The organism is Ferruginibacter paludis, assembly GCF_030409685.1.
GTDB classification, from domain to species: domain Bacteria; phylum Bacteroidota; class Bacteroidia; order Chitinophagales; family Chitinophagaceae; genus Ferruginibacter; species Ferruginibacter paludis.
In genome coordinates, this window is the sequence record NZ_JAUFQJ010000001.1 from 314,841 (window position 1) to 338,801 (window position 23,961).

At 43.2% G+C, this 23,961-nt stretch carries 15 protein-coding genes; 5 read left to right on the forward strand and 10 right to left on the reverse strand.

Annotated elements, in window-relative coordinates:
• The first annotated feature begins 60 nt into the window (after positions 1-60).
• Positions 61-2,640, forward strand: a complete 2,580-nt coding sequence (locus QWZ08_RS01400; RefSeq protein WP_290335380.1) for a M14 metallopeptidase family protein — start codon at positions 61-63, stop codon at positions 2,638-2,640.
• A gap of 80 nt (positions 2,641-2,720) precedes the next feature.
• On the opposite strand, the gene QWZ08_RS01405 is transcribed toward QWZ08_RS01400, so the two are convergent.
• From QWZ08_RS01405 to QWZ08_RS01435, 7 genes are all read right to left on the reverse strand, one after another.
• Positions 2,721-3,314, reverse strand: a complete 594-nt coding sequence (locus QWZ08_RS01405) for a YdeI/OmpD-associated family protein (RefSeq protein WP_290335381.1) — start codon at positions 3,312-3,314, stop codon at positions 2,721-2,723.
• A gap of 13 nt (positions 3,315-3,327) precedes the next feature.
• Positions 3,328-3,885, reverse strand: a complete 558-nt coding sequence (locus tag QWZ08_RS01410) for a DUF4256 domain-containing protein (protein ID WP_290335382.1) — start codon at positions 3,883-3,885, stop codon at positions 3,328-3,330.
• 189 nt (positions 3,886-4,074) lie between these two features.
• Positions 4,075-4,458 (reverse strand): DoxX family protein, encoded by a 384-nt coding sequence (locus QWZ08_RS01415; protein WP_290335384.1) that lies wholly within the window; start codon positions 4,456-4,458, stop codon positions 4,075-4,077.
• 6 nt (positions 4,459-4,464) lie between these two features.
• On the reverse strand, positions 4,465-4,932 hold the full coding sequence (locus QWZ08_RS01420; RefSeq protein ID WP_290335387.1) for an SRPBCC domain-containing protein: 468 nt from the start codon (positions 4,930-4,932) through the stop codon (positions 4,465-4,467).
• Position 4,933: 1 nt separating this feature from the next.
• Positions 4,934-5,254, reverse strand: a complete 321-nt coding sequence (locus QWZ08_RS01425) for an ArsR/SmtB family transcription factor (protein WP_290335389.1) — start codon at positions 5,252-5,254, stop codon at positions 4,934-4,936.
• Between the two features lie 189 nt (positions 5,255-5,443).
• Positions 5,444-6,364, reverse strand: coding sequence for a helix-turn-helix domain-containing protein (locus QWZ08_RS01430; protein WP_290335391.1), 921 nt, complete (start codon positions 6,362-6,364; stop codon positions 5,444-5,446).
• A gap of 13 nt (positions 6,365-6,377) precedes the next feature.
• Positions 6,378-7,280: an NmrA family NAD(P)-binding protein gene (locus tag QWZ08_RS01435; protein ID WP_290335393.1), complete on the reverse strand. Its 903-nt coding sequence runs from the start codon at positions 7,278-7,280 to the stop codon at positions 6,378-6,380.
• A gap of 552 nt (positions 7,281-7,832) precedes the next feature.
• On the opposite strand from QWZ08_RS01435, the gene QWZ08_RS01440 reads away from it, so the two are divergent.
• From QWZ08_RS01440 to QWZ08_RS01450, 3 genes are all read left to right on the forward strand, one after another.
• Positions 7,833-9,287, forward strand: coding sequence for a phytoene desaturase family protein (locus QWZ08_RS01440; protein ID WP_290335395.1), 1,455 nt, complete (start codon positions 7,833-7,835; stop codon positions 9,285-9,287).
• Positions 9,288-9,412: 125 nt separating this feature from the next.
• Entirely contained in the window at positions 9,413-10,948 is a 1,536-nt protein-coding gene (locus QWZ08_RS01445) for a lipase maturation factor family protein (protein ID WP_290335396.1), read from the forward strand.
• Positions 10,949-11,352: 404 nt separating this feature from the next.
• Positions 11,353-12,411: a glutamine synthetase beta-grasp domain-containing protein gene (locus QWZ08_RS01450; protein ID WP_290335397.1), complete on the forward strand. Its 1,059-nt coding sequence runs from the start codon at positions 11,353-11,355 to the stop codon at positions 12,409-12,411.
• Between the two features lie 412 nt (positions 12,412-12,823).
• Here the strand turns inward: QWZ08_RS01450 and QWZ08_RS01455 are convergent, their stop codons facing one another.
• Entirely contained in the window at positions 12,824-15,238 is a 2,415-nt protein-coding gene (locus tag QWZ08_RS01455; RefSeq protein ID WP_290335398.1) for a hypothetical protein, read from the reverse strand.
• Between the two features lie 527 nt (positions 15,239-15,765).
• Here QWZ08_RS01455 and QWZ08_RS01460 point away from each other — a divergent pair.
• The gene (locus QWZ08_RS01460; RefSeq protein ID WP_290335399.1) at positions 15,766-16,152 is read left to right on the forward strand and encodes a response regulator; all 387 of its coding nucleotides are present in this window, start codon (positions 15,766-15,768) and stop codon (positions 16,150-16,152) included.
• Positions 16,153-16,181: 29 nt separating this feature from the next.
• Here QWZ08_RS01460 and QWZ08_RS01465 read toward each other — a convergent pair whose 3' ends face one another.
• Together QWZ08_RS01465 and QWZ08_RS01470 are read right to left on the reverse strand one after the other, a co-directional pair.
• Positions 16,182-17,438: a response regulator gene (locus QWZ08_RS01465; protein WP_290335400.1), complete on the reverse strand. Its 1,257-nt coding sequence runs from the start codon at positions 17,436-17,438 to the stop codon at positions 16,182-16,184.
• A gap of 23 nt (positions 17,439-17,461) precedes the next feature.
• Positions 17,462-23,896 carry a HAMP domain-containing protein gene (locus QWZ08_RS01470; protein ID WP_290335401.1) on the reverse strand — a complete coding sequence of 2,145 codons (6,435 nt, stop codon included), beginning with the start codon at positions 23,894-23,896 and terminating at the stop codon, positions 17,462-17,464.
• Between the last annotated feature and the right edge of the window lie 65 nt (positions 23,897-23,961).

Here is a 23,961-nt window from a genome sequence, read left to right on the forward strand (position 1 = left end):
AAAAAATCATCTTTTTTTATCTGGCCAAACAACTTATTTTCAATGCTTAACTGATAACTTATGAAGCACCTATTTTTTTGGATCATTATTTCTTTGATGACTTTGCAGGCTACAGCACAGGACTTAAGTTATTATTTGCCGGATGATGTAACGTACAACCCGGCCATCCCTAAACCAAAAGATATAATCTATCACGAAGTAGGCGAGTGGCATGTAACCCACGACCGGCTGGTGAATTATATGAAAGCCATTGCAGCCTCGGCTCCCGGTAGGGTTAAGCTGGAGACGATGGGTTTTACTTATGAAGACCGTCCGCAGGTGTTGTTGATCATCACCTCACCAAAAAATCAGCAGCACCTGGAAGAAATACGGCAACAACATTTATTATTAAGCGATCCATCAAAATCTGCTTCTGTAAATATTGAGCACATGCCCATTGTGGTTTGGATCGGTCATTCCATTCACGGCAATGAACCAAGTGGCGCCAACGCGGCATTGGTGAGTGCTTATTATTTAGCAGCGGCACAGGGGAAAGCAATCGATGATTTACTTGAAAATACCGTGATTCTATTTGATCCATCTTTTAACCCCGATGGACTGCAACGTTTTTCTACATGGGCCAACCAGCATAAAAGTAAAAACCTGGTTACCGATCCCAACAGCAGGGAGTTCAATGAAGTGTGGCCCGGTGGCAGGTTCAACCATTACTGGTTCGATCTTAACAGGGACTGGTTGCCGGCCGTGCATGTGGAAAGCCAGAACAGGTTACAGTGGTTTCATCAATGGCGGCCCAATATTTTAACAGATCATCATGAGCAGGGGAGTAACGCTACTTTCTTTTTTCAACCCGGTGTTTCTGCAAGGGTGAATCCTTTAACGCCGGAGAAAAACCAGGAGCTTACCAGCAAGCTGGCTAAGTTTCATGCAAAGGCGTTGGATAAAATCGGTTCCCTGTATTTTACAAAAGAGAGTTACGATGATTTTTATTATGGCAAGGGTTCCACCTATCCCGATATCAATGGCGCCATTGGTATTTTGTTTGAACAAGCCAGCAGTCGTGGCCATGCGCAGGAAACAGTGAATGGTATTTTGCGTTTTCCTGCTACTGTCAAAAACCAGTTTGTAACAACGCTCTCTACATTGGAAGGGGCAAACAATTTGCGTAAAGAATTTTTAGACTGGCAACGTACATTTTATACCACTTCGCTGCAGCAGGCTGCTACGGCACCTGTGCAAGCCTATGTTTTTGGTGACGGAGCAGACAGGAATAAAACCAACCTGTTTGTAACGATGTTGTTGCGCCACCGTATTGAAATATATGCACCCAAAAATGACATCATATCCAACGGCAAAACTTTTAAAGCGGGCGATGCATTTATTGTTCCTATGCAGCAACCGCAGTACAAACTGATAAAAACTTTTTTTGAGAAGACACTCAATTATAAAGACAGCCTGTTTTATGATATTACCGCATGGACTATGCCGCTGGCTTTTGGTATGCCTTATAGTGAGTTGAGTGCAACGCAATTCAACAAGAATTTACTGGGTAAACAATTAGCAGAAGCCAACCGTTTAACGGGTGAAGTAAATGGTGGTAAAAGCAATTACGGTTACTTAATGGAATGGACCGACCTGCTGGCGCCTGCTGCGCTCTACGAGTTGCAGAAAAACAATATCATCACAAAAACAGCCACCGAAAAATTTGAAATGGCGTTGACTGCAGCAACAAAAGACTTTCACCCAGGCACTGTGTTGATACCCGTAAATAATCAACCACTGGATGCAGATAAATTATTTTCCCTGCTAAGCGATATCGCAAAAAAATATGCATTGCCTTTTTATGCATTGCAAACAGGCAATGCAATAAGCGGCATTGATATGGGCAGCCGAAAACTGGTTGCCCTCACCAAACCAACCATTGCCATGCTGGCCGGTGCCGGCGTGAATGCTACCGATGCTGGGGAAGTGTGGCATTTGCTTGACCAGCGGATGAACATACCCACTACTCATCTGGAACCAGCTATTTTTAACCGGGCAGATTTAAACAAATACAATACCCTGGTAATGGTAGGTGGCAGTTATGCAGAATTAAATAAAGAGAAATTAAAGACATGGATCAGCAATGGTGGTACGTTGATATTGCTGGAAGAAGCCGTACAATGGGCTTCTCAAAATGGAATCAATTCTGTCATACTTAAAAAAATTAAAACCGGTGTTGACAGCACCAGGCGAATTGCTTACGGTGAGGAAGAAGAAATTGATGGGGCACAACAAATGAGTGGTGCCATCTTTGGTGCAGATGTTGACCTCACGCATCCGCTGGCGTATGGCTATACCGAAAAAATAATCAGCTTTTTTAAGAGCAACAAAGTGTTTATGGAGAAAAGCAAAAACCCTTTTGCAACGCCTTTTTATTACAAAGAAAACCCTTTGCAAAGCGGGTGGATAAGTAAAGAAAACAGCGATGCAATGAAGAATACCGCCGCGGTAATTGTCAATACGGTGGGCACAGGCAGAATCATCAATATTGATAACAATCCCAACTTCAGGGCGTTTTGGCTGGGTGGCACCAGGCTGATGATGAATGCGATTTTCTTTGGAAAAATTATTGATGCGGCGAGTGGGAGAGGCGGTGATTAAATACCAGTTCTTTGCTATCATTTCAGTACAGAATCATTCACTTTTGGTAATACATTACTGTATTGAATACATAAGCTGCACTAATCATTCAATCCCTTCCCCTCCAGTATTTGTGGTATATATTTTTCAACTCTGGCCTCCCGTGTTTTGGTTTGCTTGGGTGCTGAAAAATGTAACAGGTAGGCCCTTTGGCGACCGGGCGTCAATGCAGCAAAGGCGGCTTTAAGACCAGGTTGTTTATTTAGTTTGGTTTGAAATTCTTCAGGTATGGTGTATTCGGTCGTTTTTTTAAGATCTACTTTCAGTCCTGATTTTTCCACGTTAATGGCTTGCTGAATATATGCCTTCAGCGTTTTTTCCTGCTTCACAATGTCCTTTACATTGGTGAACCGTACCTGCCGGGCAGCCTGCACATTTTTCGTTTGTTGAATCAGGATATTTTTACTGTCTTCCAGCAAGGCTCCCTTGAAAAATAACAAGGCACAATATTCTTTAAACACATGTATTAACACAATATTGCTGCCCTCCAATGAATAGCATGGGCAACCCCATTTCAATTCTTCAGTGAGGCCGGTGTCAAGTACAATCATCCGTAATTGCCTGGTCGCTTCCTGCCAGGTGCCGGCTTTATCAAAATAAAAATCAACAGCGGGATTTAGTATCTTCTTTGTCATGGGATGTTTTTTATTAAACGGTTAATGAGCCACGAAAGCCACGGGCAGCATAGTATGATTCCGCACCATTGTGATATACAAAGACGGTGTCGTAGCGTCGGTCGCAAAAAAGAGCACCGCCCAGTTTTCTGATGGCTGCAGGTGTAGTTATCCAGCTGGAAGTTTTTGTATCAAATTTTCCCAGTTGTTGCAAAGCCCTGTATTGCGATTCATCTAAAAGGTCGATACCCATTTCAGCCGCCATGTCTATCACTGTGTCGGCCGGTTTAAATTCTTTCCTTGCTGTATGCGCTTCCCTGTCGTAGCAAAGGCTCCTGCGGCCTTTGGGGCTTTCCGCCGAGCAATCATAAAAAATGTATTCCCCCGTTTTTTTATCATAGCCAACCACATCCGGCTCGCCACCAGATGCTTCCATTTCATTGAGCGACCAACACTTCTCTGCACTGGCTTCCAGCTTAGTTTGTACAAGGTTCCATTCAACCCCTTTATGGCGGTTCATATTTTTTTCAAAGCGGGCCTTTAATATTTTGAGTAGTTCTTCACGCTCACCCGGTGACAACTTTTTGTTCATGTTGTTTATGCTTTTTACTTCAGATAAAATTTGTTTGCAGGCATTTGTATTTCATGGCAGCGACACAGGCGACGCTCCGTTCAAGTTCAGTTTTTTATAGCAACTTTTCCCATTCTGCCTGGGTTCACACAATTCAATTTACACTGCTTCCTAAATGTACATCAACCATTCAATGCATTTGGATTTTTATTAAATGGCTGCAATAATTCTTCGTTCCGGTGGCCGGAAATACCAGGACAAAACAATAAAAATTGTCTGCATAAAAGGCCCGATAATCCCCTTAACGGTAGTGTCGCCGCTTGCCAGGTGCGATACCAATGCTCCTGTCATCAGGAAGAAGAAACCTGCATAGGCCCATTCTTTCACCAGCTTACATCCCGGAAGGAGAATAGCTGCTACACCCAATATTTTCCAAACGCCAATGATGTACAAAAAATACAACGGATATCCCAGCGGAACAATTAAATCAATCATTTCTTTTGCATGAAAGAGTTGTGCGAAGCCACTTCCCAGCATACCAAAAGATAACAGTGTTGTTGCAATCCAGTAAATAATTGTATTCCTCTTTGCCATGCTATGTTATTTTAATTTTTGTACAAAGTCCTGTAAACGGTTATGCGCCATATTAAGGCCATAGGCAAAAGGTAACTTCAGCATCTCGTCCCTCAACGCAACCGATTTATAAACTATCTGCATAGTGAGTTTGCTGGTATCGTCAGTTAGTTGTTCAAATTCAAGAAACTCCAGCTGCACATCAAAGGGCGTATTTTCCATTTCAAACGTGCGGATTATTTTGCGGTTGGGAACAAACTCATGGATAACGCCATTGGCCCTGAACACAACATTGCCTTTGGGATCACTCGTTTCAAATTGCCAGCCGCCGTGCTTTTTAGTTTCCAGTTTCAGCACTTTTGTTCCCATCCATTGTTCCACCAATTCAGGTTCAGCATGCGCTTTAAACAACAAATCCAGCGGTAAATCAAATTCCCTTGTAATCAGCAAATCCGGTTTACCATCTTCGGCATGTATTTTAGTTTTTCGTTCCATGTTATTTGCGTTTATATTTTTTCATAATGGTTTCCAGTTTGTTAAACCGGTCATCCCACATGTTGCGGAATGGCTCAATGAAGTCGGCGATTGCCTTCATTTTTTTTGCGTTGGTATGATAGGAGATTTCCCTTCCGCTTTGTTCCTGTGTAAGCAATTCGCATTCAGTAAGTATCTGCAGGTGTTTGGATACCGTTGGCCTTGCGGTGTCAAAGTTGGCCGCTATTGCACCGGCCGTCATCGATTGCGAAGCAACCAACAATAATATGGCTCTTCTTGTAGGGTCGGCTATGGCTTGAAATACATCGCGTCTTAAATTCATCGTGTAGCTATTTGGCTACAAATATATATGTAGTTATTTGACTACGCAAATTTTTTCAGATTTTTTTTGAGCTTTTTTGTTTTGGCGGTAGACGAACGATGGATTTATTAATAGACTGGTTGCGGTATAGAACCAGGGGGTAAGTGTATGGAAAAATTTCCCAATGATACATTACACAGACTTGTCTTGTCAATTAAACGATTGCCTGAATTCCAAGGCAGACAACTGCGTTTTTGTTTTGAAAAATTTGCTGAAAGATTGCGGATGTTCAAATCCTAATTGGTAGGCAATTTCACTGACGGATAAATTGGTAGTAGATAATTTTTCTTTGGCTTTTTCAATCAGCTTGTCGTGAATATGCTGCTGTGTGCTTTGCCCGGTAAACACTTTCAGCAAACCACTTAAATAACTGGGCGATACATTCAGTGATTCAGCAATATATTGAACGGTAGGCAAACCTTTCTGTATTAAATCGTTGCTGTTGAAATAGTCCGTAAGAACAGCTTCCAGGCGATGGAGAATTTGATGGTTGGATATTTTCCTGGTAATGAACTGCCGTTCATAAAACCGTTGCGAATAAGTAAGCAATAATTCCAGCTGGCCAATGATTACATCCTGGCTAAACTTGTCGATGTTGGCGTGGTATTCCTGCTCTATATGTTGTATAATATGCGAAAGGGTAGCTTCTTCTTTCGTTGAAAGAAATAAGGCTTCATTTACTGAATAGCCGAAATAGTCATACTGCTTAATTTTTTTGGCCAAAGGCGTATTCCACAGAAAATCAGGATGGATTAGTAATATCCATCCTGAATGTTTGGCAGGAGCATTCGAATTAACCTCAACGCTGAAAACCTGTCCGGGCGCCATAAAGAACATAACACCTTCATCAAAATCATATTCCTGCTGGCCATATTTCATTTTGGCATTGGAAGTTCTTTTCAATGAAATAGAATAAAAATCCAGCACCCAGCTGAGGGTATTGTTTTCAGGCAAATGCCTGATAGCCGCGTAATCCACCACACTGATCAACGGATGTTCAGGCATCGGCAAACCCCTGAACCCGTGAAATTCTTTGATCGTTTTAATCCGGCAGGGTTGCTTGTTTGGCATGTTGTGAAGTTAGTTATTGTTGGTTATAGACGGCTTCAAATTTCTTTGCAAAGTCAGCCAGTTTTATATTGCCTAACTGCGGCTTGTTATCGTAATAGTCTTCGTACAATATACCGTTTCGCCTGCCTGCATTCATTTCCGTCAAGCCCTTCGCGGCCTGGGGGCTCATGCCGGCTTTGAGTAAACCGTTCATGAATTGTTCGTCGGGAATTGTCTGCCATTTTAAATCCGGCTTTCCAATTGCTTTACCTAAAATGGCGGCCAACTCGTTTGGTGAAACTTCATCGCTTGCTATGTAACGAATCTCCCTGCCAGTAAAAGGTTTTTCAATTTCTTCAGCGATCGTTTTCGCAATGTCCAGCGGCGAAACCCAGGGTTCTTTTTCATTACCACCATAATTTGAAACAATGCAGTTTTGCGTTTTGATGGTTGGTATAAACGCAAACATGTTGTAGTAAAAACCAACAGGACGCATAAATTTAATCGCAACATCGTTGGGCAATTGTTTTAAAATATTTTCCGCGTTGTAATGAAAAGCCAGTATGCCATTGCCCTTATTGGTATGGGCACCAATGCTGCTGAGATGGATCACCCGCTTTACACCCGCCTGTTGTATAGCTTCTTTGTAATTGTCAACAATGCTGTTAATAGCAGCCATGATGTCAAAATTTTTATCAAAGAAATTGTGTGCACCAACTGCTTCCATCACATACACAATGTCTGCTCCTTTAAAAGTGACTGCTAAAAAATTAGCATTCTCCATTGAGCCGATCGCAGCGGTGGCACCCGCAGCTTCAATTTCTTTTTGCCGTTCGGCTTTACTGCTGACTACTGTAATGGCATGCCCTTTTTGTACCAATATATTAACCAGTGGTTTACTGATATGCCCTAAGGAGCCTGTTATGATAATTTTCATTTTGTTGTTCATTTGTTTCTGCAAAATTCAGGTTCATCAAAATAACAACTGTAGCCAGATCTACTTTTGTTGTAGCCGGAAATGAGGAGTGTTTTTTACTTTGGGGTGAATAGCGCATTATTTGAAACCACAGATGATAACGTGTGCAGGGTGTACGCCTGATTGATCAGAAATAATGCAAAGCTTCGTTTATAAAAAAAGGATCGTTCTTTTCGATATTTAGATTTGTAGCGAGCATAGCCGCCAATTCAATTTAGTCAGGATGGTGGCGTTGCCCCGTCGGGGCATTATGTGGGTGGCAACAACAAATTGTTAGCACACGTTCCATAGGAACGTAGTGTGGATTGTGTTTTATTTGCGCAGATAGCATTCCTACGGAACGTAGCGGGCATTTAATATATATATATATATATATATTCTACCCACAGCATGTTACGATGGAATATTGTCATCAACAAGACAAAACTATCTGGCGCAACTGAAGAGTAGCATGGCGGAAAAATCTCCGCGATGTTGGTATAACTTTAGCATACCAGCAATAAAAATAGCAGCATGGGCAAAAAAGAGTACGATGTGGTGGTGGTCGGTTCCGGCCCTAATGGCTTGGCTGCTGCTATTACCATGCAGTATGCAGGCTTGTCTGTTTTATTGTTGGAAGCAAAAGATACCATTGGCGGTGGCCTGCGTACAAAGGAGCTAACGCTGCCGGGTTTTAAACACGATGTATGTTCTGCCGTTCACCCGCTGGCTGCAGGCTCACCATTCTTTCAACAACTGCCTTTACAAAAAAATGGGCTACACTATATTTATCCTGCTGTCGCAGCTGCGCATCCTTTTGATAATGGCAGCGCTGCGGTATTAAAAAAATCGTTAGCAGAAACAGCGGCGGGCTTGGGTGCAGATGAAAAGCAATACATCCAATTAATACAACTTTTATTGAATGACTGGCCGGCCCTTGCACCCGATGTATTAGGGCCACTTCATTTTCCGGAGCATCCTGCGGCGCTGGCAAAATTTGCTATAAAAGCATTGACATCCGCTTCATTTTTGTCAAAACGGTTTTCTTCTCAACATGCAAAAGGCTTATGGGCGGGCATGGCTGCACACGCCATGCAACCCTTCACTAATATCGCCTCCTCTGCTATCGGGCTCGTATTGCTCGTTGCCGGTCATTTAAAGGGATGGCCTGTTGCAGCTGGAGGTTCACAATCCATTGCAGATGCGCTCGCTGCCTATTTTATTTCACTGGGTGGCACCATTGAAACCAATGTTGAAGTGAAGTCTTTTGGCCAACTCCCAACCTCGGGTGCTGTTTTGTTTGACCTTGACCCGAAGCAAGTGTTGCAAATAGCAGGCGACCGGTTTTCATCGTTGTATAAATGGCAACTGAACAGGTACAGGTATGGTATGGGTGTATTTAAAATTGATTGGGCGCTGGATAGCCCCATACCTTTTACTGCTGCTGAGTGCAGACAAGCCGGCACTGTGCATTTGGGCAATACATTTGCTGAAATTGCAGCAGGGGAGTTGCAGACTTCAAAAGGAAAACTAGTTGAAAGACCATTTGTTTTACTGGCACAGCCTAGCCTGGTCGATCCATCGCGGGCACCGGAAGGAAAACATACTGCCTGGGCATATTGTCATGTGCCCAATGGGTCGCAGGAAGACATGACAAGCGTTATTGAAAAACAGGTGGAACGTTTTGCTCCTGGTTTTTGCGATACCATATTGGCGAAACATACCATGAACACGGTACAGGTGCAATCATACAATGCTAATTATGTGGGTGGAGATATCAACGGTGGTGTGAGTGATATTACCCAATTGTTTACACGGCCTGCACTTCGCTTTTCGCCCTATCGCACTGCGGCAAAGGGTATTTATATTTGTTCGGCTTCTACCCCGCCGGGCGGGGGAGCGCATGGCATGTGTGGCTACTACGCTGCAAAGCGGGCACTTAAAGATATTTTTCATCTCGAAGAAAAAATAGGTTTGTTTCGCGGATAAATCACAGCGTCCTTTTAATGAAAGACTTCCTTACAATCAGTTGTCATCAGCGCTTTTAGGATTGGTTTTTGCAAATTATATTCAGCATAACAGTACCAAAACAATCAAGTTAAAGCAGCAGAATAATGGAAGTAAAAACGGATAATGCGGTTGCAGAAATGCCTGCTGCGGCCCCAACGTACTGGCTCACCCGCTTTATGATATTGCGTTTACTGGGCGCTGTTTATGCCATTGCTTTCTTAGTAGCCGTTAATCAAATTATTCCTTTAATTGGTAAAGACGGACTGACCCCGGTTGATAGTTATTTACAGCAAATCAGCCACTCGCTGGGTAAAGCCGGTGGCTTTCTTCGTTTGCCATCCATCTTTTGGTTTGGCCATTCCGATGCGATGTTGCTGATGGTTTCATGGGCTGGGTTGATACTTTCGCTTGTTGTAGTGTGTGGTTACGCCAACGCTGTGATGATGGGCGTGCTCTGGCTGCTGTATTTATCTATTGTTCATGTGGGGCAGGAGTGGTATGGGTTTGGCTGGGAAATACAACTTACAGAAACCGGTTTCCTTGCCATCTTTCTTTGCCCTTTGCTGGATATGCGGCCTTTTCCAAAACGGCCGCCACCTTTTATTATTATTGTGTTATTCCGCTGGCTTATTTTTCGGCTGATGCTTGGCGCAGGGTTAATAAAAATACGGGGTGATGAAGTGTGGCGCAACAGCACCGCCCTTTATTATCATTTTGAAACGCAACCCATACCCGGGCCGCTGAGCCGCTGGTTTCACTTCCTGCCGCATACGGCGCTCAAAATGGGCGTATGGTTTAACTGGTTGGCAGAACTGGCCGCACCTTTTGTTGTTTTCTGCCCACGGATCGCACGCCACATTGCAGGCATTGTCATTATCTTATTTCAGTTTAACCTTATCCTCAGTGGCAACCTCTCATTTTTAAACTGGCTTTCCATTGTTCCTGCACTGGCTTGCTTTGACGATGGCTTCTGGCGCAGATTGCTTCCACGGCGCCTGGTCAATCAAGCTGAAGCTGCGGCCGCCAATGCCGTCATTTCAACACCTATGGTAAACACAGCCTGGGGCATAGCAATTGTCATCGCATTGCTCAGTATTCAGCCGGCACTTAACATGGTGTCGCCCGGGCAGGTAATGAACAGGTCATTTGATCCGCTGGACCTTGTAAATACCTATGGTGCATTTGGCAGTATAAGAAAGGAGCGGCTGAATGTAGTATTTGAAGGAACGGCAGATGCAGATTCAACCGACAATGCCAGCTGGAGACCTTACCTGTACAAAAGCCTGCCCGTATTACTGGATAAACGGCCGCCGCAAATAGCGCCTTATCACTTGCGGCTCGACTGGCAAATGTGGTTTGCCGCTATGGGCTCGCAGGATGATTATCCATGGACTTTGCACCTGCAGTGGAAGCTGCTGCTCAACGACCCTGGGGCGGTTGGCTTGTTTGCATCCAATCCATTTCCCGATAAACCACCGCACTATATCCGGGCGGTTTTATACCGCTATAGTTTTGCGAAAGCAGGTGACAAACCCGAACGTTGGTGGAACAGGGAAAAGATCAGCAACTGGATCCCGGCAATGGGTGTGAATGATCCGCGGCTGACTGCTTTTTTGCGGAGCTATGGATGGATGCCCTAACGGAATAATATCGTCATGCTAATGCAAAAGGACCGAATTAACTTAAAAGAAAGCGAAATCGAAACCTTTTAAACCTTATCCTTAGTAATATTAAAATTAAATATGATTTTCAAAATCAATTGAGAATAGATCAAATTATTTAACAAAAATTATAAAAAGTTATTATTTGCAGATAAAATATCAAGGTTATTAACATTATTAGCAACGGAATAACATAATTATTTTAATAACATGTATATTTTTTAAAAAAGTTTACTATTTTCGAGCCGTCAAACTTTAAAACATACGGGCTATTGCTAACTACTTGAATATGGATACAAAGCAAAGCCTGTTTTTTGAGCTAAAGGGTGACAGCGGACCTCGTCCAGTAAGAAAATCATTTTTTAAAAAATAAATTTACCACCATGGCATCCTCAAAATTAGAGTACATCTGGCTTGACGGTTATAAACCAATTCAGAGCCTGCGCAGCAAAACAAAAATTGAAAAAGATTTTTCCGGTAAACTGGAAGATTGCCCTGTGTGGTCCTTCGACGGTTCTTCTACTGAACAGGCTCCGGGAGGTTCGTCAGACTGCTTGCTAAAGCCAGTTTACATAGTACCTGATCCACAGCGTAAAAATGGTTTCCTTGTAATGTGCGAAGTACTGTCATCTGACGGTTCGGCACATCCAAGCAATGGAAGGGCGTTGATTGAAGATGATGACAATGATTTTTGGTTTGGATTTGAACAGGAATATTTTTTATGGAATACAGAAACAGATAAACCAATTGGTTTTCCTGAAGGTGGCTATCCACGTCCGCAGGGACCCTATTATTGCTCAGTAGGCGCTAAAAATGCATTCGGCCGCGATATGGTGGAAGAGCATCTGGATGTTTGCCTTGAAGCGGGTCTGAATGTAGAAGGCATCAATGCCGAAGTGGCTACCGGCCAGTGGGAGTTCCAGATTTTTGCAAAAGGTGCAAAAGAAGCGGGAGACCAGATTTGGATCGCCCGTTATTTACTGGAAAGAATCGGGGAAAAATACGGTATTTCTATCAACTGGGAATGTAAGCCATTGGGCGCCCTTGACTGGAACGGAAGTGGTATGCATGCCAACTTCTCCAACCATACATTAAGAACCTGCGGAAGCCGTGAAACGTTCGAGCAAATTTGTGAAGCCTTCCGTCCTGTTATCAAAGAGCACATCGCTGTATATGGCGCCGATAACCATCTTCGCCTGACCGGTAAGCATGAAACAGCGTCTATTGACGAATTCAAATATGGTGTTTCCGACAGGGGAGCATCTATCAGAATTCCAATCGGAGCCGTAGAAAAGGGCTGGAAAGGATGGCTGGAAGACCGCAGGCCAAACAGTGCAGCAGATCCATATAAAGTGGCTGCCCGTATTGTAAAAACAGTTAAATCTGCAGTTGTAGCTGAACCAAAAGTGGCAACCAAAGAGGCGGCTGCAGCGCTGGCCTAGCTTAAGTACAGATCTTCACCGATCATTTTTAGATATAGATAAAGAAGCCGTTTCATGCGAATGAGGCGGCTTTTTTATTCAGGAAACAGCGATCTTTATTGATAAATATTACTCCGGAAATATTGAGGGATTTGCTTCGGCTTGTTGAACAGTACCGCGTTGCTAATTCCTGCAAGTGCTAAGTCATCTGTTCAATGCCGGTTATTTTTACCAGGTACGGAAAAATTTTCTTTGATAATTCCTACTCAATAAATCAAACGCTGCATCCAAAGTGCATTACCCTGGACAGATGTCGGTTCGCATGATATTATAAAATAAGGGGTAAATAAAATTGACCAGTTCGAAGCATTTCGGATCTTTCAACAAGTGGTTTCGTAAGCTGCATACAGACAATGGCAAAGTACAACGCAATTCACAATTTACCGATGGAGCAGGTTTCAGTTACCATTTTTCCTTTAAACTGCATTGCTAATGTTGGTGGTTCTTCACCTCCAAAAGTACAATCAATGACCACACTGTGGCTGCCATTTGTCAAAACCGGCGGCAAGCCTGGTAGTTGTTGTGTAGCTTTTAGTTTTCCTTTTGTATCATATATTTTAAGCGAGGTAGTTCCATCGCACACGGCTGTTTCTCCCGCACTTAACTGCACCGGTATTTTAATCTCAGCATAGTTATCCAGCTGCATTTTTATATTGCTAACGCTGCCTTCTTTGCCTTTAACCGTTAACCGAAACTGGAGCGCTTGCTCCTTCCATTGCTGTTGATAGTTCCAGGTGGTGTAGGTCGGTTCACCAGGCTGCCTTATAAATTTTTCTCTTACAAAAACAGGCGATACTGCAAATTGGGTCAGATTCCATTTGTCATCTGCAATTTTTTCCAAATGAAATTCATTTTTTGGATCCTTGAGTCTTTCCTGCTGCTCTTTTGAAAAAGCACCTCCATTTCTCGCCGTTTCCCATTCGCGGATGGCATCAAGCAGTTCGGGCGCCAATGGATTTTTTTTGATGGAAGCCGGTTTTATCACCATTGCAAAGCCGGCTCCATAGCCGGCTGATCTTGCGAGCATCCATTCCATTTCAGCCATAGTAGTATTGTCTGAGAGAAGATACCAGCCGAGCATATGCGGCATATAATTTCTGTCGAACAAACCCTGGTTATCTATGCGGTACTGTTGCATACTTTCATTAAAACCACCATACCAGGGTTCGCCCCAGTTATAGTATGAGCACATGTGCCAGAAGTACGTAAGGCTGCGGCTTGTGCCACAAATAAAATCATGGTGCACATTATCATATACGTCTTTTGCAAATAGTTCTGTTCCATAATCGCCCTGGCCCGATGCGAGGCCGCCTTCAATGCCATCAAAATCCAAATGATCAACACCTGTTTCGTTCATTAAGCTGGCGATGTTTTTAGCGGTTTCCCTTTGCATATCAATGTCTGGAAAAAATACTTCATACGGGTGATCGAATAATTTTCCGGCGATATCTCCTGCTTTATGCATTGCAGCACTGGTGCCGAATGCACCCCGCTGACAGTCGGTTATTATGTAGGGTGTAGTAGCACTGACTGTTTTGTAACGGATCAGCTCTTTGCCAATTTTTATTGTGTGCAGGCTATTGTTTTGTTGCTGGTTAAAATATTCAGGAGATGCCACTTCTATTTCTTTGGCTGCAGCATCAATGTCCTTTATTAATGCAGCAGCGCCTGTAATACTTAACCGGTCGTCGGGTATGGGTGTAATGTAGGGATCATTGGTATTAATAAAATTAGTCAGTGTATGCATGCCCATCATTAAACCGGCGGCGTGGGCTTTATCTACGCATTGTTTCAACCCGGCTTTGCCGTTGGGAAACTGTGTACTATCCAATATAAAATGTCCCCAGCTCTTAAACGGACCTTCATGGTACAGTGATATTAATCCAGCTCTTTTAGTATAACCAATCATCTCATCAACATTGTTTTCATTGAAAGAAGAAATGATATACGACCGGCCGAACAGGGAAGATTTTTTAAACCAGATTCCATTTATGGTTGGATGAGGGAGATTTTCTGCCAGTTCAATCTGCTCCAGCCTGTCCAGTGTTTTTGGTTCATCGCAGGTGAAGAAAGCTATTTTACTGCCGGCCACCGATTCGCCCTTCATCGCCGCTACCGGCATATTTTTAAACTGACCACCCCATGCATCTACCCTGCGGGTGCGGTTGCGGTTAATAGCATAGGCCTGTAATACACTGCCCCATGGTTTGCCAACGGCGGCAATGCCTCTTTGATCTGTACTGCCCTCGCTGTTGGGATAATTGCCGCCCAGTGTTTTTATATTCAGCACCTGTATGCCGACGGATATACTGCCATCCCGTACAACGCCAATTACTTCACCCACTGTTTTGTTAATTATCGTTGGATAGGGCCCCCATACTACGGCATCTATTTTTTCAGCAGGTACGGCTTTTATAATTTCCATCACAAGATGGCCTGGCTTTTCCTGCACTTTAATATCAATGGTTACACCCGAGGCTTTATAAGTTAGCCTAATGGTATGTTGAGCCTTGTTATACAACATCGCAGTTGGCAGGTACCTAATATTGTTACTCACCAAAATCATTAAAGGAGCAGCTGTATCTTTGGCCAATACATTGTTACCCATCAGTGTATTGGTGATTTCAGTTACACTTCCCAGCTCATTGATGCTCAATTTTAGCTCGCCCGCAGTAAAACTTATTTGGGCGGTTGTGGATATTGACAATACCAACAGCAGTACCATTATTAATTGTGCCGCCCGATTTGTGATACTTGTGCTGGGCTTTATTTTTTTAAACTTGCTCATGCTTTTTTAAGGGATATTAATATTATCTATTGTTGACAATTATCAGACTATCAGTCAGGCAGCATTTCATTCGTTGACTTCATGCCGGTATATTTTTATTGATGAAGATAATAACTAAAAGCCAAATAAAAGCCAGTGAGTTCAGTTATGGGTTATAGTAACCATCATACAACGTACCGGTATTGCTACAGCTTGTAAAACGGTGTAATTGTTAAGCCGGAAACAAATACAGGTTGCACAGCTTTGATACCGATAATTACTAAAAAAAATGCAAAAACAACATCAGCCATCAACATAATTATGAAAATTATTTTTTCGAGTTGGAGGGCAATCCGCCCAGGTGCCGGCCTTTGTTGTGGACCAGCTTCGTCAAAAAAATTAAAAAGAAAGCCAGTTCGGTAAATTTTTTTAATTACTGCAGGAGTATTCTTTTTCTTTATAAAAAAGTCGGGAGATTTTTTCTTTTTGTGCTGTAAATATTGTTAGCCTTACACTATCTTTAACGCCCTGAAGTCGCCCCCAAGTCTATGATAAAAAATATCCTGTTTTTTTTGGCTGAAGATGATGAAGATGACCGTATGCTTTTTTCAGAGGCCTTGATTGAAATAAACCCTGCTATCAAGTGTATTATGGCAAAAAATGGGGAGGAAGCCTTGTTTTTGTTAAAAGGTGGCTTATTTGAATTACCCGATTTTATTTTTCTGGATTTAAATATGCCGGTGATGAACGGATTGAAATGCCTGGCCGAAATTAAAAAAACCTCCTTCCTGGAAAATATTCCCGTCATTATTTACTCTACCTCATCCAACAAAGCGTTTATAGATGAAAGCCATGCGCTGGGTGCTTTTAATTTTTTTGTAAAACCACCCGACTTTACAGGGCTCATCAATTATCTAAAAAACCTGCTGGCCTGAACCTGGGGGATGCAAAGCAGAAAAAAATATTATGCAATTTCCTTTCTCGTTACCTCCTGATGCAAGGGCAACGAAACAATAAAAGTGCTGCCCTCACTTTCTTTGCTTAAAGCGCTTATAAAGCCGTTGTGTTTTTCAGCAATCAGTTTACAAAGTGCCAACCCGATGCCAGTACCTTCGTACTCGGTATTGGAGTGCAGCCGCTGAAACATTTCGAAGATTTGTTCTGCATATTGTTGCCCGAAGCCAATGCCATTGTCGTTTACATGTATCCTGCAATATTTTGTTTGCGCTCCGGCATCCCTGCCTGCATTGTCAGCATTTGCAGTGTAAATTCTAATAAAAGGGGGCTCGTCTTTTTTACAATACTTAAGCGAGTTGCTTAACAGATTTGAGAAAAGTGGTTTTATAAGGCCCGGGTTTACAAATAAAACAGGCAGACCGGAAATTTCAATGCGGGCTTTTTTTTCTGCTACCATTGGTTTAAGGTCGTCCACCACATCCTGCAGCAGCAGGTTTAAATCTACCTGCTCAAAATGATCCTGCTGCGCAGAATATTTTGAAAAAGTAAGAATATCTTTTATAAGCTCCTGCATTCGTGCCGCGGATTTTTGAATGCGGTCAATATTAAAAAGGCCATCTTCATCCAACTTGTCTTTATGCCGGATGTACAACCGGTCGGTGAAGGCCAGTATCTTTCTTAATGGTTCCTGTAAATCGTGCGAAGCCATAAAGGCAAACCTGTCCAGTTCCCTGTTAGCTTTTTCAAGCCCGTCAATATTTTTTAATAGCTGGTGGTTCAGCTCAATAATTTTTTCTTCAGAAGCCTTGCGGTCATTGATCTCGTTCTGCAGGCTTTTATTAATGGCTGTTAATTTTTTTTCCTGTAGCAATAGCTGTTGATTTTTTTTATACAAGTCTACAAACACGGCTACTTTTGCACGCAGCAAATCAGGGTTTACCGGTTTATAAATATAATCGACAGCGCCGGTGCGGTAGCCTTTAAAAATATTTTCTTCTCCATAGGTATTGGCGGTTATAAAAATGATAGGAATGTGTTTTAATTTTTCCCGCTCGTATATCAATGCGGCCGTTTCAAAGCCATTGAGGTTGGGCATTTTTACGTCCATCAGAATAAGCGCAAAGTCAAATTCAGCCAACAGTATTTTCAATGCCTGGCGGCCCGAACTGGCTTTCACAAATTCATAACCGTCGGGCTCCAGAATAGTCTCCATCGAAAAGAGATTGTCTTCCCTGTCATCTACCAACAAAATTCTTTGCTTCATTAATCCAGTTTATTTATTTCTATTTATTTATAAAACCACACCCGCATTAACGAAAGCAGCTGATCAATTTTCAGGGGCTTTGTAATATAATCCGATGCGCCGGCCTCAATACATTTTTGCCTGTCACCTTTCATTGCTTTGGCCGTTACTGCAATGATGGGTAGTGTGCTGTTTTTATGTTCCCGTCTTATTTTTTGAGTGGTTTCATAGCCATCCATTTCGGGCATCATAATATCCATCAATACCATATCGGTTTTTGTTTGACCGTCATTGATGATCTCAATGGCTTCTTTACCACTTTCAGCTGTAATCACGTTGATGTTATAGCGTTCAAAGACAGTGGTGAGTGCAAATAAATTCCGCACATCATCATCTACTACCAATATGTTTTTACCGGTTAAAATATCTTCCTTCATCCTGATATTTTCTATCACCCTGCGTTTATCTGCAGCCAATTCCTTGTGGTTGATGTGCAGTTGTAACACCGTTTCTTCCAGCAGGTGTTCCAGTGAATTAACACCTTTCAACAATACACTATTGGAGGCTTGATTTAAATCGTGCAGCTCTTTTTTAGTGAAGTCTTTGGCTGAATAAACAATTACCGGTGTTAATTTTTTCTTTACCTCCGCCACTTCATTTACCAGGTCAGTTCCAGACACATCGGGTAGTGTATAATCTAAAATAATGCAATCATAATCAAACGCCAATAGTTGACTGATGGCTGATTTGCCGGTAGCGGCGATATCTACTTTCATGTAATCGCTTTCCAGCATTTTTGCTATCTGGGAAGATTCAAGCTCATTGTCTTCCACCACCAGAATTTTCTTGGCAGCCTTTTCATTGAAGGTCACAATATCTCCAAATAATTCATTCAGCGAATCATTGTCCAGGGGCTTTAAGAGGAAGCTGCGGGCACCCCGTTTTAAGGCCAGGTTCCTGTTTTCTTCACCCGAAATAAGGTGAATGGGAATGTGGCGGTAATTAAGATCGTTCCTTAAAAGATCCAGCACTTTCCATCCGCTGGTATCAGGTAGTTTTACGTCCAGTGTAATGGCAATGGGGGCAAAGCGGTTGATAAAATCAAACACTTCAATATAGCTTACCGCTACTACCGCTTTTAAATTATTTTTATGCGCTTTTTCAATAATGATTTTTCCAAAACGCAGATCATCTTCTACAATCAATATCACTTTGTCGCCGGCTGATATATTTGTTCTGTCGTCGCCTGTATCATTGATCATTTCATTCACAATCGCCAGGTTCTTTGAGTCGCCTTCGCTTGTTACACGGATAGAATGTAACAATGTGTCGATTTCTGTGGCATCCGGACCAAGGTGAAATTGCTGATATGCATTCAGGGCTTCTGCGGGCAGTTTTTTAATGCTGGAATTATTATCAACCACTGGCAGAAATAAGGTAAAAGTGCTTCCCTGTGAGGTGTTACTTTCCAGCTCAATAGTGCCACCCAGCAAGTCGGCTAAACCGCGGCTGATAGAAAGGCCCAAACCGGTACCACCATACTTGCGGCTCGTAGACCCTTCGGCTTGTTGAAATGCTTCAAAGATGATATTTTGTTTTTCCTGCGGAATGCCAATACCTGTATCACTGATGGCGAAGGCCACCACTTTTTTTGCGTTATCTAAATTCACATTACCGGTTTTCCAGGTTTTATGCGCCTCGTAAATGCGCAGTTTTACTTCTCCTTTTTCAGTAAACTTAAATGAGTTGGATAACAGGTTTTTCAATATCTGGTTAAGCCGCTGTACATCGGTTTCCATGGAAGGCGGCAGGTTGGCATCCGTTTCAATATTGAAACGCAGGTGCCTTGCTTCAGAAATTGGTTTGAAGGTAGTTTCTGCAAAGGCGGCGATTTCTGCAAAGCGAACAGGTGAAATGTTAGCTGTAATAAAGCCCGACTCAATTTTGGAAAGATCCAGGATATCATTGATTAGCTGAATTAAATCATCGCCGCAGGAGTGAATTGTTTTGGCGTAGCGGATCTGTTTATCATTCAGATTACCTTCTGCATTTTCGTATAATTGCTGGGCAAGAATTAATAAGCTGTTTAAAGGCGTTCTTAATTCATGCGACATGTTGGCCAAAAATTCCGATTTGTATTTGGAAGTAAGGGTAAGCTGCTCCGCTTTTTCTTCCAGTGATTTCCTGGCTTCTTCTACTTCCCTGTTCTTATCTTCTACTTCATTTTTTTGCTTCACCAGCAGCAGTGCTTTGTCCTGCAATTCATCATTGGTACGGCTCAATTCTTCCTGCTGTAATTTTAATTCTCCTGCCAGTGATTGCGATTGTGTCAGCAATTCTTCTGTACGGGAGTTGGCTTCGATTGTATTAATTACAATACCGATACTTTCTGTAAGCTGTTCCAAAAAGTCAATATGGGTTTCACTAAACACATCCAGCGATGCCAGTTCAATTACCGCCTTCACCTTATTTTCAAACAATACCGGCAATATGATAAGGTTGGTTGGTTTTGCTCTTCCCAAACCAGAACTTATCTTGATATAATTGCCCGGTACATTGGATAAGATAATTCTTTCCTTTTCAAATGCTACCTGGCCTACCAGGCCTTCTCCGATAGCAAATTCAGTGGGAATATTTTTTTCAGATTTATAACCATAAGCCGAAAACAGACTGAGTTTTACGGCCTGCGTATCTTCATTTTGTTTTAAGATGTAGAAGGCGCCATAGTGGGCGGTAACCACCTGCGCCAGTTCGGATAAAATACGTTGTGTAACGGTCTTCAAATCTTTTTGTCCCTGCAGCATCTGGGTAAATTTGGCAAGGTTGGATTTCAGCCAATCCTGTTCCTGGTTACGCAGGGTGGTCTCTTTAAGATTAGCGATCATCTGGTTGATGGTATCTTTCAATGCTTCTACTTCGCCCTTCGCTTCAACGCGGATGGTACGGGTAAGATCTCCTTTGGTTACTGCCGAAGCAACCTCAGAAATGGACCTTACCTGTGTGGTAAGATTTTGTGCCAGCTGGTTTACGTTCTCTGTCAGATTTTTCCAGATGCCCGAAGCGCCCGGTACAGAAGCCTGCCCGCCCAAACGCCCGTCCACACCTACTTCCCGGGCCACCGTTGTTACCTGGTCGGCAAACAAGGCCAGCGTATCAATCATCTCATTGATGGTATCTATTAACTGCGCCACTTCACCCCGGGATACGATGGCGAGTTTTTGTTTCAGGTTACCGGTTGCCACCGCTGTTACCACTTTTGCGATACCACGTACCTGGTTGGTAAGGTTAGATGCCATCATGTTCACACTGTCCGTTAAATCCTTCCAGGTGCCACCAACACCTCTTACCTCTGCCTGTCCGCCAAGCTTACCTTCGGTACCTACTTCACGGGCCACACGGGTTACTTCAAATGCGAATGAGTTCAACTGTTCCACCATGGTATTGATGGTATTTTTTAGATCCAAAATTTCTCCCTTCACATCAATGGCCACTGTTTTTGAAAGGTCACCGGAAGCAACCGCCTTTGTTACTTCGGCAATATTTCTTACCTGTGCGGTAAGGTTACCCGTCATCTGGTTTACGGAGTCAGTCAAATCTTTCCAGGTACCAGCAACGCCCGGTACAAATGCCTGTCCGCCGAGTTTACCATCGGTACCTACCTCACGTGCCACACGGGTTACTTCTGATGCAAAGGCCCGCAGCTGATCCACCATCGTGTTGAGTGTTTCTTTCAGCTGCAGAATTTCTCCCCGCACATCCACCGTAATTTTTTTAGACATATCTCCATTCGCCACGGCGATGGCCACTTCCGCAATATTTCTTACCTGTGCGGTAAGGTTACCTGCCATCTGGTTTACAGAATCGGTTAAGTCTTTCCAGGTACCAGCAACACCGGGTACGTTGGCCTGTCCGCCCAGTTTACCTTCGGTACCAACCTCTCTTGCTACACGGGTTACTTCTGATGCAAAACCCCTTAACTGATCCACCATGGTGTTGATGGTATTTTTCAATTCCAGGATTTCGCCTTTTACATCCACACCAATTTTTCTTGATAAATCACCATTGGCAACTGCTGTGGTTACCTCCGCAATATTCCTTACCTGGCTGGTTAAGTTACTGGCCATTTTATTTACAGAGTCGGTCAAATCTTTCCAGGTACCTGCTACGCCGGGTACATCCGCCTGGCCACCCAGTTTACCTTCTGAACCTACTTCACGTGCCACACGGGTAACTTCTGAACCAAAGGCATTCAACTGGTCCACCATGGTATTGATGGTATTTTTTAATTCCAGGATTTCGCCTTTTACATCCACGGTAATTTTTCTTGATAAATCACCCTTTGCCACAGCCGTGGTTACCTCGGCAATATTTCTTACCTGGCCCGTCAGGTTACTGGCCATTCCATTTACAGAATCAGTAAGGTCTTTCCAAACACCGCCCACACCTTCTACAGTTGCCTGTCCGCCCAGCTTTCCTTCACTACCTACTTCTCTTGCCACACGGGTAACCTCCGATGCAAAACCCCTCAATTGATCCACCATCGTGTTGATGGTATTCTTCAATTCCAGGATTTCACCCTTTACATCCACATCAATTTTTCTTGATAAATCACCGGTAGCTACAGCCGTTGTTACTTCGGCAATATTGCGCACCTGGCTGGTAAGGTTACCCGCCATAATGTTTACCGAATCGGTTAAGTCTTTCCATGTTCCACCTACGCCCGGCACATCCGCCTGTCCGCCCAACCGGCCTTCTGATCCTACCTCTCTTGCCACACGGGTTACTTCCGAACCAAATGAGTTCAGCTGATCTACCATGGTGTTGATGGTGTTTTTTAATTCCAGGATTTCACCCTTTACATCCACCGTAATCTTTCTTGATAAATCGCCCTTAGCAACCGCTGTGGTCACCTCTGCAATATTCCGCACCTGGCCGGTTAAACTACTGGCCATACCGTTTACAGAATCGGTTAAATCCTTCCATGTACCAGCCACACCTTTTACCTGTGCCTGTCCACCCAGCTTACCTTCGGTACCTACTTCCAACGCCACACGGGTAACTTCAGAGGAGAAGGAATTGAGCTGATCCACCATGGTGTTGATGGTATTTTTTAATTCCAGAATTTCGCCTTTTACATCCACCGTAATTTTTCTTGACAAGTCACCTTTTGCCACTGCGGTAGTTACCTCTGCGATATTACGCACCTGTCCGGTAAGGTTACTTGCCATCTGGTTTACAGAGTCTGTCAAGTCTTTCCAAACGCCACCTACCCCTTTTACTTTTGCCTGTCCGCCGAGTTTTCCTTCAGAACCTACTTCACGTGCCACACGGGTTACTTCACCTGAAAAAGAATTGAGCTGATCCACCATGGTATTGATGGTATTTTTTAATTCAAGGATTTCTCCTTTTACATCTACGGTAATCTGGCGGGATAAATCGCCTTTGGCAAATGCGGTAGTTACCTCTGCAATATTTCTTACCTGGCCGGTAAGGTTACTGGCCATTTGATTTACAGAATCCGTTAAGTCTTTCCATGTGCCGGCCACACCTTTTACCTGTGCCTGCCCGCCCAGCTTTCCCTCTGTTCCTACTTCCAGCGCCACACGGGTAACTTCCGAAGAAAAAGAGTTGAGCTGATCCACCATGGTGTTGATGGTATTTTTTAATTCCAGTATTTCTCCTTTTACATCCACCGTTATTTTTTTCGACAGATCACCTTTTGCTACCGCAGTTGTTACCTCCGCAATATTTCTTACCTGGGCTGTAAGATTGCTACCCATTTGATTTACACTATCCGTTAAATCTTTCCACACGCCACCCACGCCTTTTACTTTTGCCTGGCCTCCCAGTTTTCCTTCAGAGCCTACTTCCCTTGCCACACGGGTAACTTCCATTGAAAAAAGATTCAATTGTTTTACCATGTCATTCACCTCTTTTGCAATCCTGGAAAATTCGCCCTGCAATGTGTGACCGCCAATTTCCAAAGGCATTTCCTGGCTAAGATTTCCTTTGGCCACCGAACTGATAACATGCGCAATTTCGATGGTGGGATGTACAAGGTCGGATATCAGTGTATTCAATGAATCTACACCGGTGCTCCAGGAGCCTCTGCCACTGGGCACTTCAATGCGTTGTGTTAATTTACCCTGTTTACCGATGGTACTGCCCGCCCTGGTAAATTCCTGCATCATTTTTTCGTTGAGCGATATAATTTCATTGAGTGTATCACAAATTTTTCCGCTCAATCCTACCTGGTCAATAGGCATACGCACGGTAAAATTGCCGTTTTTAACTTCCGTTAAAACCTGCAGTAAATCCCTTGCATTCAATTCATCATTTTGAAAAGATGGTTCCTTATACTGCTTCGTATTTTTTTTAGCAGCCGCGGGTAAATCGTCCGTAAGCATTGCAATGCCACTTAGATCACTGGAAGCAGTGCCATTGCCAGAGGTTAGGTTTTTAGATTTGTTATTGGCCATTGCGTGATTTTGAACAGTGTTAAAATTGGATAAAATGGGTTTAATTGCTTTTGATAAACAGGATG